The sequence below is a fragment of the Flavobacterium psychraerolatum genome (assembly GCF_025960985.1).
Classification (GTDB): Bacteria; Bacteroidota; Bacteroidia; order Flavobacteriales; family Flavobacteriaceae; genus Flavobacterium.
On sequence record NZ_JAOQMX010000040.1, the window covers coordinates 24,573 to 41,481 of the forward strand.

12 protein-coding genes and 1 pseudogene are annotated in these 16,909 nt (G+C 36.6%); 7 read left to right on the forward strand and 6 right to left on the reverse strand.

The window, feature by feature from the left end; genetic code table 11:
* The first annotated feature begins 5 nt into the window (after positions 1-5).
* From M2326_RS13815 to M2326_RS13835, 5 genes are all read left to right on the forward strand, one after another.
* The gene (locus M2326_RS13815) at positions 6-1,574 is read left to right on the forward strand and encodes a RagB/SusD family nutrient uptake outer membrane protein (RefSeq protein ID WP_264620137.1); all 1,569 of its coding nucleotides are present in this window, start codon (positions 6-8) and stop codon (positions 1,572-1,574) included.
* Between the two features lie 123 nt (positions 1,575-1,697).
* Positions 1,698-3,440, forward strand: coding sequence for a glycoside hydrolase family 36 protein (locus tag M2326_RS13820; protein WP_264620138.1), 1,743 nt, complete (start codon positions 1,698-1,700; stop codon positions 3,438-3,440).
* 9 nt (positions 3,441-3,449) lie between these two features.
* Positions 3,450-5,099: a solute:sodium symporter family transporter gene (locus tag M2326_RS13825; RefSeq protein ID WP_264620147.1), complete on the forward strand. Its 1,650-nt coding sequence runs from the start codon at positions 3,450-3,452 to the stop codon at positions 5,097-5,099.
* A gap of 204 nt (positions 5,100-5,303) precedes the next feature.
* Complete coding sequence (locus M2326_RS13830; RefSeq protein ID WP_264620139.1) at positions 5,304-8,606, forward strand: VCBS repeat-containing protein; 3,303 nt, start codon at positions 5,304-5,306, stop codon at positions 8,604-8,606.
* Between the two features lie 153 nt (positions 8,607-8,759).
* Positions 8,760-9,743, forward strand: coding sequence for a lipocalin-like domain-containing protein (locus tag M2326_RS13835; protein WP_264620140.1), 984 nt, complete (start codon positions 8,760-8,762; stop codon positions 9,741-9,743).
* An 81-nt stretch (positions 9,744-9,824) separates the two neighbouring features.
* Here M2326_RS13835 and M2326_RS13840 read toward each other — a convergent pair whose 3' ends face one another.
* The 3 genes from M2326_RS13840 to M2326_RS13850 form a co-directional block, all read right to left on the reverse strand.
* Positions 9,825-10,232: a hypothetical protein gene (locus M2326_RS13840; RefSeq protein WP_264620141.1), complete on the reverse strand. Its 408-nt coding sequence runs from the start codon at positions 10,230-10,232 to the stop codon at positions 9,825-9,827.
* 88 nt (positions 10,233-10,320) lie between these two features.
* Positions 10,321-11,340: a phenylalanine--tRNA ligase subunit alpha gene (pheS, locus tag M2326_RS13845; protein WP_264620142.1), complete on the reverse strand. Its 1,020-nt coding sequence runs from the start codon at positions 11,338-11,340 to the stop codon at positions 10,321-10,323.
* Positions 11,341-11,441: 101 nt separating this feature from the next.
* Entirely contained in the window at positions 11,442-11,798 is a 357-nt protein-coding gene (locus tag M2326_RS13850) for a hypothetical protein (protein WP_108739909.1), read from the reverse strand.
* 280 nt (positions 11,799-12,078) lie between these two features.
* On the opposite strand from M2326_RS13850, the gene M2326_RS13855 reads away from it, so the two are divergent.
* Complete coding sequence (locus M2326_RS13855; protein ID WP_264620143.1) at positions 12,079-12,609, forward strand: CvpA family protein; 531 nt, start codon at positions 12,079-12,081, stop codon at positions 12,607-12,609.
* Positions 12,610-12,797: 188 nt separating this feature from the next.
* Here M2326_RS13855 and M2326_RS13860 read toward each other — a convergent pair whose 3' ends face one another.
* Positions 12,798-13,412: a hypothetical protein gene (locus M2326_RS13860; protein ID WP_264620144.1), complete on the reverse strand. Its 615-nt coding sequence runs from the start codon at positions 13,410-13,412 to the stop codon at positions 12,798-12,800.
* 922 nt (positions 13,413-14,334) lie between these two features.
* On the opposite strand from M2326_RS13860, the pseudogene M2326_RS13865 reads away from it, so the two are divergent.
* A pseudogene (locus M2326_RS13865) lies at positions 14,335-14,742 on the forward strand (transposase); the annotation flags it as partial.
* A gap of 214 nt (positions 14,743-14,956) precedes the next feature.
* Here M2326_RS13865 and M2326_RS13870 read toward each other — a convergent pair.
* The gene (locus M2326_RS13870) at positions 14,957-15,637 is read right to left on the reverse strand and encodes a hypothetical protein (RefSeq protein WP_264620145.1); all 681 of its coding nucleotides are present in this window, start codon (positions 15,635-15,637) and stop codon (positions 14,957-14,959) included.
* Positions 15,638-15,712: 75 nt separating this feature from the next.
* Positions 15,713-16,909 (reverse strand): transposase (locus tag M2326_RS13875; protein ID WP_264620146.1); only part of this gene is annotated, 1,197 nt, incomplete at its 5' end.

The following is a 16,909-nucleotide window of genomic DNA, read 5'->3' on the forward strand; positions in this document are numbered from 1 at the left end:
GTAAAATGAAAAAATTTATATATACAAAATCAATCCTATTGGCCACATTGGGTGTAGCGGCTTTGTCGAGTTCATGTTCAAAAGATTTGTTGGATCAACAAAATGACAATGCTACTTCTACGGCCAACTTTGGTTCATCAGTAGAGCAAGTGGAGTCGGCAGTAAACGGAGCTTTTCACCCAATTACAGGAACTTTTTTCTGGGGGCGTATCGTGCATTCAGGTGCAATCTTAAGATCAGATGAGTTCAATGTTTTTCCTTTTGGAAGTAATACTGCAATGTCTACTTTCTTAGGTAAACCGGGAGATCGTTGGGCAACAGAGCCTTGGCAAGAGCTTTACAAATCTATTGCTCGTTGTAACAATGTGATCAATAACGTAAACAAAGCAGGAATAGACAATGACGAAGTTAGAAATAGCTTGGTAGGTCAAGCCTATTTCTTGAGAGCTTTTGATTACTGGTATTTAGTAAACCTTTATGGTAATGTGCCTTTGGTTTTAGAAGTGCCAGATTTGAATAACTTATTGGTGAAACAAGCAGAAAAACAAGCCGTTTGGGATCAAATTGTTGCCGATTTGACGAAAGCAGAAACAATGCTTCCAGAAAAATGGACAGGTGCAAACCTAGGAAGACCAACTTCTGGTGCTGCAACTGCCTTGAAAGGGAAAAGTTATTTATACCAAAAGAAATGGAAATTGGCTCATGAAACATTCATCAAATTGGTAGGTAAATATTCGTTACTACCTGCAGCACAATTTGGAGATAACTTTACTGAGACTAATGAAAACAATGCAGAATCAGTATTTGAATTGCAATTTTTAGGACAACAAACATTTGTGTGGGGTTCTGATATACCTGGAACTGGGACTATGGGGAATTTTCACATCGATTATGCTCCACCAGCCAAAACACCAGACAAAGGACATGTCGTAAATCCTTGGTTGAAAACTTTATTTGAAGCGAACGGAGATACTTTTAGAAGAAACCAAACTCTTGCTTACAACTATGTAGGTGCTACAGGATACGGTGGAACACCTTATTTAACAGACTTTGTCGAAGATATCAAAATTGCAAATGCTGCTGGAGTTGAGCCTATATTCTCAAAAAAATATGCGGGTATGGATATTGGAGTAAGAAGCCAAGTTGATTTCTTAGGTACAAACGTTGGGACTAACTGGAGAATAATTCGTTATTCAGATGTGTTGTTAATGCTTGCTGAAGCTCTAAACGAAGATGATCAAACGGCTCTTGCTGGACCGTATGTAGATATGGTTCGTCAGCGTGCTGGATCTGGACTTGCGGCTCTTTTGCCAACAGTAAAAGCAGATAAAGTGTTGTTGAGAAACGCAATTATAAACGAAAGAGCAATGGAACTAGCAGGTGAAGGACACCGTTTCTTCGACCTTATACGTTGGGGACTTGCAGACAAATATTTAGGAGCATCTTCTGCTCATGGAAAAAATCCAAAATCGTTAAGTGGCGGAATATTCAAAACAGGAAAAGACGAACTGGTTTGGATTCCAAATACTGAAATCGATTCAAACCCGAATTTGAAACAAAATCCGGGCTATTAAGAAGTAATTAGGTTGTCGTAGTTTATGTGGGGCCATGTGTAGTTGCTTGGCTCCTTTAAACTAATAAAAAAGGAGTTTCAGGAAGACTTTTGTCTTTTTATCAATATTTAAAAATTAAAATCAATGGACCTAATAGTATTAGAAAACACAGGAAATCTAGATGTTTCGATCAATTCCATTTTCAATCATAACGGAGTACAAATTTTTGATGTAAGCATCAAATCTGATGAGGCCATAGTGCCAAATCCAGTAACTATTCAATGGAAAATTCCTGCTCACAATGTAAAGGGAGTTTGGAAACCAACTACTGATTTTTCAAAACGTATTCAAGCCGATTGGGAATTGAACCATTTAGAATCTCGTATCTCTATTGATGCTCCAATTATCAGTTTATTTGGTAATGATGATACCAATGTGCACACTTTTGCTTGTTCAAATGCTATCAACAAATTAGAATTAAACGCTAGAATCAGGGAAGAAGATGATAATTTTTATTGCCACATCACATTCCTTTCTGAGCGCTTGTCGCCTTTGAAGGAGTTTAATGCACAAATAAGAATTGACTCTGCTCCCAAACACTTTTCGACTGCGTTGAATGAAGTTGCTGCTTGGTGGGAAACATTTGAAAATCTTAAACCAGCATCTGTACCAGAAATCGCCAAAACACCTTTGTACTCTACTTGGTATAATTTTCACCAAAATTTGGATGTAGAAAAATTATTGGCTGAATGTAGAATTGCTTATGGTCTTGGATATAAAGTAATTATTATTGATGATGGATGGCAGACTAATGATACTAGTAGAGGATATGATTATACAGGAGATTGGACTCCAGATCGTATTTCAAAAACCAAAGAGTTTGTAGATGCCGTTCATGAAATCGGAATGAAAGTTGGATTTTGGTATTCTGTTCCTTTTTGTGGCGTAAAATCAAGAGCTTACAAGGTTTTCGAAAATAAAATGTTGACCAAAACCCATCGTTGGGCACCAGTATTCGACCCTCGTTTTCCAGAGGTAAGAGAATATTTGATCAATATTTATAAAAATGCATTACAAGATTGGGGACTAGACGGTTTCAAATTGGACTTTATTGATGACTTTAGATTGTATGAGGAAACAGTCCTTACAGATGCTGATGGTCGTGATTATAGTTCTATCAATGAGGCAGTTGATCGTTTGTTGTCTGATGTAATGACAGAATTAAAAGCAATCAATCCTGATATTTTTATCGAATTTAGACAACGATATACTGGTCCTGCAATGCGTAAATTTGGTAACATGATGCGTGCTTTTGACTGTCCTGGTGACGGAACGATGAACAGAATTCGTATTGCCGATATTAGAATGTTATGTGGCGAAACCGCTGTACACGCAGATATGTTGACTTGGCATAAAGACGAAAAAGTAGAAGTTGCTGCTTTACAAGTGGTGAATACATTGTTTGGAGTGCCACAATTGTCTGTAATGTTACAAGATATGCCTCAGGATCATATTGATATGATTCAGTTTTATACCAAATATTGGAATGACAATGCAAATGTGTTGATGCAAGGAAAATTTGTTCCTTCAAAACCATTGGCAAACTACCCAATTCAAGAAGTTGTAAAAGGAGACCATCAAATCATTGGTTTATATGATGAATATGTGGTAAGTTTATCAAACACTAAAAACAAATTTGACATCATCAATGGTCAATTGGCGACTTCGGTTGTTCTTGATGTAGCGGCTAATTTTGGAACTTATGACTGTAAGGTTTACGATTGTATGGGAGTTGTTTTTGCCGAAAAAGAAATTTCGCTTAACCAAGGATTATACAAAATAGAAGTGCCAGCTTGCGGATTAATTCAACTTACTCTAAAAAACTAGATTATGGACATGCTAACCATTATTTCATTTGTTGGTTTTACAATATTTGTAGCCGTTGTGTCATGGTATGCCACACGCAATACAGATGAATCTTCGTCCGAAGGATATTTCCTTGGAGGTCGAAGCCTTGGTGCAGTAACCATTGCAGGTTCTTTATTATTAACCAATCTTTCGGCAGAACAAATCGTTGGGTTAAACGGGCAAGCTTTTACCGAAGGAATCTTGGTTATGGCATGGGAAACCTTGGCGGCAATCGCCATGATTGTAACTGCTATATTCTTGGTGCCAAAGTATATGTCTCGAGGGGTTACAACTATTCCGGAGTTTATAGAGTACCGTTTTGACCATCAAACCAAAGCTATTATTTCAGGTTTGTTTCTTACGGGCTATGTGGTGGTCATTATTCCATCGGTTTTGTATTCTGGGTCGTTGGCCTTTAGTACTATGTTCGATCTTCCTGCTGTTTTGGGTATTTCGCATACAGCATCAATATGGTTGTGTGTTTGGAGTATTGGTCTTATCGGAATGATTTATGCCATATTTGGTGGATTAAAAGCAGTAGCGGTATCGGATTTAATTAACGCTATTGGTTTATTAATTGGAGGAATTTTAATTCCAATATTCGGATTAATGGCCATTGGTGAAGGAAGCGTAATGACGGGTATTAGTACATTATACACAGAGAATCCTGAGAAATTCAACGTAGTAGGAGAGGTAGATAATTCGATTCCGTTTGGAACAATTTTTACAGGAATGATGTTGGTGCAAATGTTTTATTGGGGAACCAACCAAGCAATACTACAACGCGTTTTTGCTGCTAGAAACTTAAAAGAAGGTCAAAAAGGAATGATTTTGGCCGCTTTGGTGAAGTTTTTAATTCCGCTTATTGTGGTACTTCCTGGAGTTATTGCTTATCATTTGTTTCAAGGTAATTTATCCAATCCAGATCAAGCTTATCCTACTTTGGTACGTACGGTTTTGCCAGCAACTTTCATGGGCTTTTTTGCCGCTGTGTTGTTTGGTGCTGTATTGAGTTCGTTCAACAGTATCCTTAACAGTAGTGCAACCTTGTTTGGCTTTGATTTATACAAACAATATTTTAATAAAACAGCAACTGAACATCAGATTGTAAAAGCGAGTAAGATCTTTGGATTGGTTCTAGGACTTTTAGGAATGTCGGTTGCACCCTTAATTGCAAATGCTCCAAACGGATTGTTTGCTTGGTTGCAAGAAGCAAATGGATGTTATAGTATTCCGATTCTAACAGTTGTAATTATTGGTTTTTTTACCAAAAGAGTTCCTGCTCTTGCGGCAAAAATCGGAATTGCATCGGGTGTGATTTTGTATTCGATCAGTCAATTTATCATTAAACCTTATTTTGTTGATAGTGCAATGGCCAAAGCTGCTGCCGACGGAATTACAAATGCAAAAGCATTAAGTGTGATTCAAGCAGAAGCGTATCCGCACTTTCTACACGTAATGGCGGTATTGTTTGTGTTGAATATCGGAATCATGTTATTGGTTGGAAAAATGTATCCTATGGCGCACGATCACGTTGTGAGATCAAATGATAAGGTAGATATTACGCCATGGAAACATGCAGTATTGACTGGAATATTGATTACAATTTTGGTTCTTAGTACGTATCTTATTTTTTAGTTAATTATAATTTGAAATTGCAAAGGTGATGTTGGTGCTGGTTTGCGTGAGGGATAGTAGTGGAAATCCTTTTTTGGGGTTTTTTCTGCCCCAAAAAAGATTGAAACAAATAGCCCGACCCGTAGTTTTTACGGAGGGTTACGCCCAAAGTATTGAATGACTAATTTGAAAACACCCAATAGGAACAGGTAAAATGATTTTGAAATGAAAAAGAATCTCTTAACAATAGTGTTTGGTTTGCTGTCTTCATTGACTTTGACTTTTTGTTCAAAGGACAATGAGGCGACAAAGATTTTTACCAAATTGGAAGCTGCTGATACCGGAATCGAGTTCAGCAACGACCTTGTGGAGAATGATTCACTAAATTATTTTACCTATTCTTATTTATACATGGGTGGTGGTGTTGCTGTGGGTGACATTAATAATGATGGATTACAAGATATTTATTTTACAGGAAATCAAGTCTCGAATAAATTATACTTAAACAAAGGGAACCTGAAATTTGAAGATATCACTGCCAAGTCAGGAGTGTCTGGAGACAAAAGATGGTACACCGGAGTTACGATGGCCGATGTAAACAATGATGGTTTCTTGGATATTTATTGCTCAGTAAGTGGAAAATTTGGTTCGAAAGAAAACCAATTATTCATCAACAAAGGCAACGGAACATTTGAAGAAAAAGCGGCTGCTTATGGATTGAATGATATAGGAAGTAGCGTGCAGTCGACCTTTTTTGATTATGACAAAGATGGTGATCTAGATTTGTTTGTGGCCAATTATCCACCAACGCCCTTTAATGCTGCCGTATCTTCGTATGTGTACATGATGGAAGGATTGAAGGATGAAGAATCGGGGCATTTGTATCGAAATGATGGCGACATCTTTACCGATGTGACCAAAGAGGCAGGTGTTCGAAAGTTTAGTTTGTCACTTAGTGCAACTATTGGAGATTTGAACAATGACTCTTGGCCAGATATTTATGTGTCAAGTGATTTTTGTGCGCCAGATTATATGTATATCAACAATCAAGATGGTACATTTAGGGAGGTAGTTAAAGATGCAACTTCCAACACGGCTTTTTACGGAATGGGAGTGGATATTGCCGATTTTAACAACGATGGAAACTTGGATATTTTTCAGGTAGATATGGATGCTAAGTCCAACAGACGTAAAAAGGCCAATATGGCAAGTATGAATCCAACGCTTTTTTGGGATACTGTAAATGCTGGTTTTCATTACCAATATATGCAAAACTGTTTGCAAGTGAACTCTGGTGTGGTGACAGATGGGATTCCGCATTTTTCAAATGTATCGCGCATTACAGGAACCTCTTCTACCGATTGGAGTTGGGGACCGCTTTTTGCCGATTTTGACAATGATGGTTTGAAAGATTTATTCATAACCAACGGATCAAGAAGAGAAGTAAACAACAATGATTATTTCAATCATTTAAAAGATGAAAATATTACCCCAGAAAGTTATTTGGAGCGAAGCCTTAAAATTCCTTCTGAAAAAATAGATAATTTTATTTTTAAGAACAAAGGGAATTTAGATTTCGAACAAGCAAATAAACTTTGGGGAATTGAATACAAAGGTTTTTCGAATGGTGTAGCCTATGCCGATTTGGATAACGATGGAGATTTAGAAATTATAACCAATAATATTGATGATCCGGCTTCGGTTTTTGAAAACACTAGTGCTTCAATCAACAATCATATTACGGTACAGTTTAAAGGTGATGCCAAAAATAAGTTTGGATTAGGCGCACGTGTATATGTGACTACACCTGAATTTACGCAGATGCAAGAGCTTACGCTCACACGAGGATTTCAATCGTCTGTAGCTCCAGAATTGCATTTTGGTTTGCATAAAAACAAAAATATAACCGAACTAAAAGTTGTTTGGCCTGACGGGAAAACGCAAATTTTGGAAGAGGTTGCAATCAATAAAAAATTGATTTTAAAATATTCAGATGCCGTTGTGGCTAATAAAGTGGCAACTGCAAAAGTAAATACCCTTTTTGGACCTGCTCCAAAAGGAATGTTTCCAGATTTCATGGTGGTCGAAAATAGTTTTGATGATTTTAATTTTCAAGTATTACTGCCGCATAAAATGTCTGCTTTGGGTCCAGCACTTGCTGTTGGAGATTTGAATGGTGATGGAATGGAAGATTATTTTGTTGGTGGTTCTTTTAATACTGTAGGACAGTTGTTTTTTCAGACCCAAAGCGGATTTATTAAGCAAAACACCACTGCTTTTGAAGCTGATAAATTATCAGAAGACACAGGTGCTTTAATTTTTGATGCAGATAATGATGGTGACAATGATTTGTATGTGGTAAGCGGTGGTTACGAGTTTGCACCCAATTCGCCCTACTTGCAAGATCGTTTGTATGTGAACAATGGGAAAGGTGTTTTTTCGAAAGCAAAAAGCAACGCCATACCAAGCATGATCACAAGTGGATCCAAAGCCTATGCAGCCGATTTTGACAAAGATGGTAAACAAGATCTTTTGGTACTTGGTCGTCAAGTACCGGGCAGTTATCCAGCACCTGCAGACAGTTATATTTTGATGAATAAAAGCACCAAAGACAATATCAAGTTTGTAAACGAAACGGCTTCAAAAGCCAAAGAGTTGACCAAATTAGGAATGGCAACAAGCGCTGTGATTACCGATTACAACAATGATGGTTGGATGGATTTTATTGTAGTGGGCGAGTGGATGCCGATTCGTGTATTCGAAAATACTAAAACAGGTTTCAAAGACGTTTCAAAAAATTTGGGCTTGACCAAAGATACCGCTGGATGGTGGTGGAGCATTAGTCAAGGTGACTTTGACAACGACGGCGATATGGATTATGTTTTGGGTAACAACGGTCTCAATTACAAGTACAAGGCCACAGATAAAGAAACATTTGACATCTATTCGTCTGACTTTGATCAAAATAAGAAAAGTGATATTGTATTGAGTTATTACAATGAAGGAAAGCAATATCCTGTGCGTGGACGAGGTTGCTCATCGCAGCAAATTCCGGGTATTAAAGAGAAGTTCAAGAATTATGAAAGTTTCTCTGAGGCCACTCTTGAAGATGTGTATAGCAAGAAATCATTGGATAAAGCGTTGCATTATAAAGTGAAATCGTTTGCAAGTGTGTATCTAGAAAACAAAAACGGAAAATTTGTTATCCATCATTTGCCAATAGAAGCGCAAGTATCTGGAATAAACAAAATCTTGGTCAAAGATTATGACAAAGACGGATTTTTGGATATTTTAATTGCCGGAAACCTATTCATGTCGGAGGTAGAAACACCAAGAAACGACGCTGGACACGGACTGTTTTTGAAAGGCAATAACAAAGGGAAGTTCAAACCTTACACGCCATTGCAAAGTGGTTTCTTCACGCCGGGAGATGTAAAAGATATGGCATTGATTACCGTAAAAGGCAAGTCATATGTTATCACAGCAAAGAATAATGATAAACTGCAATTTACAGCATTAAACAAATAAGAGCAGTTATCTAAAAATATTTAAGATGGTTTTTTAGTTGAGAAAGTAAAACTTAGATTCGTTCGGTTTTACTTTTTTTTTTGGTGATAAGTATCTTGGTATGATACTTGCTCCGCCGATGGTATATCCTTAAAATTGTTAATATAGTTAATTATGAAAAAAATGTTTAAATACCAACTCGTGTTGGCGCTGTCCTTCTTTATGCTTGCTTCTTGTAATAACGACGGTACAACTGTCGATAGCACTAGTGGGAACGAAACCTCTACAGAAGTTATTCAGACAAAAAATAAGTTGGTTGGTGAATGGAAATTAGTAAGTAGTACAATTGATGGAGTAGTTGTTAATGCTTCTGATTTTGAGTACTTAAAAAATTCATCGGCAACTTTTAATGATAATAACACTTTCAAAATTAATTATAGTAAAAAAAGTAAGAGTGGTACGGCCGAAGTGATCGAAAACAGTAGCCAGTCTGGAACTTATAAGGTTGTCGGTTTGAACCAAGTCAATTTTATTAATAGTACTTCTGTGCTTAATGTGAAAGAAGATAGACTCGAAATATCTTCTACAACGCTAAATGGTTCAGGTGTAAATCAAATGCAAGTTGATGTTTTTATTAGAGCCGATAGTAAAGATTTAGAAGCGATTAGCACAGAGCCAATTGTTCCTGAAACAGTTGATGCTCCAGTCAGTACGCCTGTAGCTCCATATGATGGTACAAAAGTCATAGCTAAATTACAAGGTAAATGGCAAATTACAAAAGGAAATTCTGCTTGTCAAGACAAAAATACAATTGAGTTTAGAGCTAATAATTTTGAATTGATTCAATATACAGAATTTTTTAATAGAGCTGATTTAGTCAAAAACAATATAAATGTGAGTTATCCTACGCCAAAAGTATTTGCAGCAACAGTAAATAATGGTGGTGATAAAGTTGTTTTTGATACTAAGGCAAGTTGTCAGTACATTAAAACGTCTAATAGAGAGTTTGTAGTAAAGGATGAGAAAACTATTGTTCTTAAAAATGCAGCACGAATCAAAATGGTTTTACTGACCGATACAAAACTTAATTTCATTTATGAATATACCGATGAAAAATCAGCTGTAAAAACAATAGAAGTGACTTATGATAAAATGTAATAGTTAGTGATTACAAGTATAAAAAAAGGCTGTCTCGAAATTTTCAAGACAGCCTTTTTTTTTATATTTTTAAACGAATAATTACCTCACAATCACACCATCAATAAACAAAATCGGAACTTCTTCAACATCTGTTGCGTTGATAGAATTTGCTTTGAAGATGAATTTTTTGTCATAGAGTTTGTTGTCCATAAAATAGGTCAACATAAACTCGTTGTTGAGTGTTAATACATCATCTTGTACCATTTCGACTTTCACCACAGAAACTGCGGGAACATGAGGAAAAGCATGTCTTAATAGTGATGTTTTCTTCATTTCGCCATCAATAGTTCCAAAAGCTTTAGACACGACCATTACGCTATCAATATCAAAATCGCTATCGTTTACAACATAGATGTACCACATTTTGGCCATAAAATCGTCACTCCATTCCTGGACTGCCGCCATAAATACATTTTCAACTTCGGGTACGGTAATATCAGTTTTCATAGTGGTTGTATTATGGAATAACTATTTTTGAATTCAGCGATACAGCTGAAATCAATCCCGAAATTTCAGGAATTTAGTCTTAAATCTTTTAAATATTTGCTTTAAACTGCTCCAAGAAACGAACATCGTTTTCATAAAACATACGAATATCACCAATTTGGTACAGTAGCATAGCGATACGTTCTACACCCATTCCAAAAGCAAAACCGTTGTATTCATCAGGGTTGATGCCACAGTTTTTAAGAACATTAGGGTCTACCATTCCGCAACCACCAATTTCTAACCATCCAGTTCCTTTGGTGATACGATAATCGGTTTCAGTTTTTAAACCCCAATAAATATCAATTTCGGCACTAGGTTCTGTAAACGGAAAATAAGACGGACGCAAACGGATTTTTGATTTCCCGAACATCTCTTTGGTAAAATATAAGAGTGTTTGCTTCAAATCGGCAAACGAAACATCTTTGTCAATATACAAACCTTCCACTTGGTGAAAAATACAGTGCGAACGCGCTGATACCGCTTCGTTTCTGAAAACTCTCCCTGGAGAAATCGTTCTAATAGGCGGTTTGTTTTCTTCCATGTAACGCACCTGTACAGATGATGTATGTGTACGCAATAAAATATCAGGATTGGTTTGGATAAAAAACGTATCCTGCATATCACGTGCCGGATGGTATTCTGGCAAGTTCAAGGCAGTAAAATTATGCCAATCATCCTCAATTTCTGGACCTTCAGAAACGTTGAATCCAACTGTTGAGAAGATATCGATAATTTGGTTTTTTACAATCGAAATCGGATGACGAGAACCTATGATAACTGGCTCTGCCGTACGAGTCAAATCGCCGTACATCCCCTTAGCTTCCTCTTTGCTTTCCAAAGATTCTTGTATGCTTTTTACTTTTTCTTCCGCAGTAGTTTTTAGCAAGTTAATCACTTGACCAAATTCCTTTTTTTGGTCGTTAGGCACATTTTTAAATTCCGCAAAAAGCGCTTTCAAAAGGCCTTTGCTTCCAATAAATTTGATACGAAATGCTTCTAATTCTGCTGGATTTTGTGTTGAAAAAGCATTAGCCTCGCCAATATATTCTTTTATCTTGTCTATCATTTTCATTCAATAATTGAGTGGGCAAAAATAAGTAAAAGTTTTCAGTTTTCAGTCTCAGATTACAGTAGATTTCATCTGATAAGGGAGACTGCTACTGTAAATTAAGCTATAAGTTCCTTTTCCAAGAAATAATTAACGATTGCTTCTTTCATCAAAACCGATTGTTCACCTGCTTTCAAAGGAGGTAATTCCTCTTTTACTCTAAAATGTGGCCATCCTTCTTCGTCAAAATAATCAAATTCATAGTATCCATAAGGTTCCAAAAGACGACAAATAGCAATATGCATCAAGTTCAGTTTTTCGTCTTTTTTGAATTCACGGTGCAATTTCCCTAGCTCTTGCACGCCAATTAAATAAATTATGGCATCCAAATCCAAGTCTTCCCCTTGCGAGAATTGGTCCGAAAGTATCGTTACAAGCTGTTCCCAGCGTTCTTTAAGTTGTGTGTCTCTTGACATTTTTGTAAGTTATGAGTAATGCCACATGAATTAGTAATTCAGTCAGGCAAAAAATTATTTTAGCAAAGATAAGAACTAAACCAGCATTCATTTTATAATCGAAAGGTTATTTTCTGGACGTGCCACCACCAAACAAAGGGGCTTACTTCAGTTTGCGGTTAAGTAGCCCCTTTGTCTGGAGCTGTCGGGCTTTCCGCGCTACTTCGGTAGCGAGCTGCAATCCCTCACGCAAAACGCACAAAAGGTCTTATATTTGCGTTTTATTGTAAACACAGACGAAATGAGTTTTTTAGATATTGTTTTAGGCGGATTGCTATTGTACGGTTTAATCAAAGGAATCAAAAATGGTTTATTTACCGAGTTGGCTTCTTTTCTTTCCCTAATCGTTGGGATTTATTTGGCCATCAAGTTCTCGTCTGTAGTGAGTGAAGTGGTTGGAAAAGTAGTACCATGGTCGCCCAAAACTGTGGCAATTTCAGCCTTTGCATTAACCTTCGTCGCCGTAGTTTTAGGAATTATGCTCTTAGCCAAAGTCTTCACCGGAATCATGAGTTTTGCCTATCTAGGTTGGATCAACCGCTTAGCAGGAGGTTTTTTCAGCGTCCTAAAAATGATTCTAATCTTAAGTGTAGCTTTCAACCTTTTCCAAAAAATGAATCTCAATAACTGGCTAGTCAAAGAAGAAACTTTCAATCAATCCATGTTCTACAATCCCATCCAAAAGGTATCACAATTGGTTTTCCCAAAACTAGAAACGTGGTATGAAGATTTTAAAACGAAGACTGTGAATAGTCAAGAGGCGAAGGTGTAGTTGGATTTGTAGCCAAGTATTTCCTGTACAGTAGACAACGGCTAGCGCAAGCATCTTGCTCGTGCCCACAAAGAAATTCTTTCTAGTTTTTGGCTATTTTTTATATAGAATATGTTGAGATTTAGATTGTGTTCACGAGCGGGACGCTCGCGCCAGCATGGGGGCTGTTATATCCAGTTTTTCTTTCGTCAAGCAAGTTCTTCTGATACAAAGTCAATAGTTTTCCCGTTGTCATTTGTCGCCCAAATTTGTAATGTATCGTAACCGTTTCGTTTTACTTTTTCATATTCAATTTTTGTTCCATCAATAATTTCTATTAAACCATTTTCGTCAACTTCGTCTACAAACTCGTTATTGTAGTCAATTCCGGTATAGGTAGAGATTACAATTTCAAAAGTGTCTTTTCCGTCTTGGTCGGTGTAATAAATTGTTGCTGGTCTGTTCTTAATTTGTTCGTCGGTGTAAGTATTGCAGAACAAGGCATTATAGCCGTGTTTGCAACCGTCAAACAATAAAATTTCTTGTCCAGTTGAATTGTCAACCGCTAAAACTAATGAAGGGGAAAAGTCTGTCCTAACGATTAAATTTTTATTGTCTTCGTTAAGCTGTCCGTAAAACTTGATTTTAAATTTAGTTTGTCCAGAAGCTGTTTTTAATTGTCTTCGCCATTCGTGTGAATATAAGTTTTTCGGATCTTTAATATGTTCTGTCAAACCGTCTAAAAAAGTTGGTCCTAAAACTCCGTTGTCAGTTGTCGGAGAGTTAGGTTTGTTGTCCTTTTTAAATATGTCTAAAAGTCCCATTGTTTGTTGTTTTGTTGTGTCGTTTTAAAATTGCAAATAACTTGCTTATATGTATCATAAAATCATACAAAGCCACCCAGTTTAAGGTAGATAAGTTTGACAAACGTCATATTTTTCAATTCACCAAATATACCAAAATATACTTACAAACAATTCCACTAAATCAATTTCAGGAACGACTTATTGTGTTGATTACGAGTCCGCATGAGGGATTGAAGTGGAAATCCTTTTTTATCCGCCTCGGCGGACAAAAAAAGATTGTAACGTAAAGCCCGACCCACACGGCTAGCGCGAGCATCTTGCTCGTGACCGCAAAGAAATTCAATCTGCTTTTCGGCTATCTTTAAATGGATTATGCTGAGATTTAGATTGTGTTCACGAGCAAGATGCTCGCGCCGGCATGGTGGAAGATGTAGTTGGATTTGTATCTAAGTATTTCCTGTACAGCAGACAAAGGCTAGCGCGAGCATCTTGCTCGTGCCCATAAAGATTTTCAATCTAACTTTTGGCTATTTTTTTATATAGAATATGTTAAAATTTAGATTGTGTTCACGAGCGGGAGGCTCTCGCCAGCATGGGAGCGAAGCGCGGCAATCACGTACAGTATGTCACACGCAGAGAATAACGCAACGTAAAATAGCATACGTGATTGCTTCGTTCCTCGCAATGACGGGACGTGCAGTTCCTCGCCATTACGATGGGCTTTTGCGTGAGGGATTGAAGTGGAAATCCTTTTTTATCCGCCGCGGCGGACAAAATAAGATTGTAACGTAAAGCCCGACCCACACGGCTAGCGCGAGCATCATGCTCGTGACCGCAAAGAAATTCTATCTAGTTTTTGGATATTTTTAAATGGATTATGCTCAGATTTAGATTATGTTCACGAGCGGGACGCTCGCGCCAGCATGGGGGTGGAATATCTGGGCGTTATACCCACAAAATAGCCATTAGCAACAACCGATTAAAAAGCATTGATGATCAAAATGTAAGTTTTCATTACAAGGACTACCGTCAGAATGGGCAACGTAAAAGCATGACCCTCACACACGAGGAATTTATCCGTCGTTTTGCGATGCATATTTTGCCTAAGGGATTTGTAAAAATAAGGCATTATGGCTTTTTGAGTAGTAACTGGAAGCGAGAGAAATTAAAGGTTTTACAAGAAAAACTAAAAGTTAAACCCCAAATAAAGGTAGCCAAGGAATCTAAAATCAGAAAGTGTCAATGCTGTAAAACGGGCAATTTGCACACAATTCTAATGTTCGACCAGCGAGGTCCGCCTATTTGGTATCTTGGCAGTAGCCAAAAATCACCTGCCTGCAAAAACTAGTTTTGTGGGTAGGGCTCGTATGCAATGATGTGAAGGAAAATACAATAAAACCAGCCTATTTAAGGCTCAAAAAAAAAGAGGACGCTTTGTCCTCTTAAATTACCTAAACTTGTTTATCGATATCCCCATAGTGGCGGAAGTAGAGCGGTTCCGTTCAACCGCGGTTTCATTGTTGGCTTTTCAAGCCCAACGAAACCTTAGCTGTTAGCCGTAGTTATTTGTTCAATTTGATTAATTCGGTTACAATTTGTCTATTATTTTCTTTCGCAATTTCAATTGATTTTTTTCCATTTAATTCTAAATAATATGAAGAATAAAATAAATGATTTTTTATGTTCAACCAATTAAGGATAATTATTGTTACATATTTTGGATTATTTACATATTGTTTCATTAAAAGAACTGCAGTTTTACAATTATTATTAATTCTATAATCTTCAAGTAATATAAATTTGTTAGTTTCTAAATAATTTTCGTTAATATATATGTTTTCTAACGCATCCTTGATTTTCGCTTTTTTAGTTTCTGTTAATCTGATATGAGTTTTAAAAATTCGATCTAAATCATTTTGATTTATTTTTAATTTCTGTTCTTGTTTTCTAATATATATAATTGCAAAATCTTGTATAATATTTTCGTCAGTCTCAAACTTTTTCAAATCAGTTTTTTTTGATAAATAAACCGCATAATTTTTTGTTAGACTATCTAATGAAGTTCTTTCAATCCAATTCTTAACTGTTAAAGAATCCTTACATTCTTTCCATTTTTCTAGTTTTGGTATATTGATTTCAATTTCATCGATTTTATTAAATTCTTGAGTGATTTCATTTTCTTTAATTTCTTTTTTACAACTAATAAACAACAAAAAAATCATTACTAAAGGTATGTATTTCATAGGATTATGTTCTTTCGAGGTATAATTACGGCTAACGTCAGTCTGTCTAAAAACCCCGTTTTTTTTTAATTTAAATTATATTTCGCATAAATGTAAGCGATTTAAACAACAATTAAATAGCCTTTTTGTAAATGTATATTTTCTATTTCTAAAATTTAAGAAGTGATAAACGGCTTTAAAATCCTCTTTTAATGCCCAAAATAGTAATGCCAGTAGTTTTAAGTACTGTTTCAATATATTTGGATCAATCAAGTTAAATATTCTACGAAGATTGTAGGCAGTGAAGATCAGTCCAACATCGGCAGCGGCTCGTTTAATGGTCTTCTTTGTCATGATATAATAAAATCCCCATTGTCTTTTTATAACACCGTAGGGGTGTTCTACAATGGCTTGTCTCCGACGATAGATTGCATAGTTATATTCGATTCGAACTTTATTTTGATATATTAAATCAGCATGCTGAGAACGCTCGATGAGTCTTCCCCTTTTATTTTTGGTGCATTGGGTAAAACAAGCACAGGACAAACACGCACTAGTTTTGTAATGCTTCATTTTAGTGATTGATTTGCCATTAGTTTTATTGTACCAATTTCCATTTGTGGTTAGAACCTCATTGGCAGGACAGGTATAAGTGTCAGACTCATTGTTATATTTAAAACGTTCTACATCATAAGCCAAGTCAGGTGCATGAGCTGACACGCCTGGAATGGCTACTAATACATCAACTCCAAGTTTATTGGCATATTCAAATTCGCTTCCAGTATGATAGCCTTTGTCGTAAATTGCCATAAAGTTGTTTTGTCCCAAAATGGTTTTGGCTCTTCGAAGCATGCCACCCATGGCTTTGGAATCATTCTCATTGGTTACCTTAAAATCTATAGGTATATTGTGCAAAGCATCTACTGTAGTTTGTACGGTATATGCCACTTCGGATATGTTGTTTCGGGTCATAATTTGTCGACTCTCAGGATCCGAAGTAGAGATTTGTGTTACCGCTGTGGTGTCAATTATCTTTTGATATTCGATGTATTTTTCTTTTCGAGTAGTGTGTTTTTTTACCTTCTTAGCAATGCTTTCTTTCTGGGTAGCATCACCATCTTCTTGGGCCAAAATGGCATTGTACCCCTCGAGTTTGGCATCGATATAGGCAATATGACGCTCTATTTTATTGGAGTTGAAATTGTTTTTCTTGGAATTTTGAGCTCTTAATTTTGTGCTATCTCCAGCCACAAGATTGCCGCCAATGAGTTCAAAGTGGGCTGCCATCTTTAC

Excerpts from the sequence above, each read along its gene's own strand:
- M2326_RS13815 (WP_264620137.1), top strand. The coding sequence starts at position 6 with ATGAAAAAATTTATATATACAAAATCAATCCTATTGGCCACATTGGGT.
- M2326_RS13820 (WP_264620138.1), top strand. The coding sequence starts at position 1,698 with ATGGACCTAATAGTATTAGAAAACACAGGAAATCTAGATGTTTCGATC.
- M2326_RS13825 (WP_264620147.1), top strand. The coding sequence starts at position 3,450 with ATGCTAACCATTATTTCATTTGTTGGTTTTACAATATTTGTAGCCGTT.
- M2326_RS13830 (WP_264620139.1), top strand. The coding sequence starts at position 5,304 with ATGAAAAAGAATCTCTTAACAATAGTGTTTGGTTTGCTGTCTTCATTG.
- M2326_RS13835 (WP_264620140.1), top strand. The coding sequence starts at position 8,760 with ATGAAAAAAATGTTTAAATACCAACTCGTGTTGGCGCTGTCCTTCTTT.
- M2326_RS13840 (WP_264620141.1), bottom strand. The coding sequence starts at position 10,232 with ATGAAAACTGATATTACCGTACCCGAAGTTGAAAATGTATTTATGGCG.
- pheS (WP_264620142.1), bottom strand. The coding sequence starts at position 11,340 with ATGATAGACAAGATAAAAGAATATATTGGCGAGGCTAATGCTTTTTCA.
- M2326_RS13850 (WP_108739909.1), bottom strand. The coding sequence starts at position 11,798 with ATGTCAAGAGACACACAACTTAAAGAACGCTGGGAACAGCTTGTAACG.
- M2326_RS13855 (WP_264620143.1), top strand. The coding sequence starts at position 12,079 with ATGAGTTTTTTAGATATTGTTTTAGGCGGATTGCTATTGTACGGTTTA.
- M2326_RS13860 (WP_264620144.1), bottom strand. The coding sequence starts at position 13,412 with ATGGGACTTTTAGACATATTTAAAAAGGACAACAAACCTAACTCTCCG.
- M2326_RS13870 (WP_264620145.1), bottom strand. The coding sequence starts at position 15,637 with ATGAAATACATACCTTTAGTAATGATTTTTTTGTTGTTTATTAGTTGT.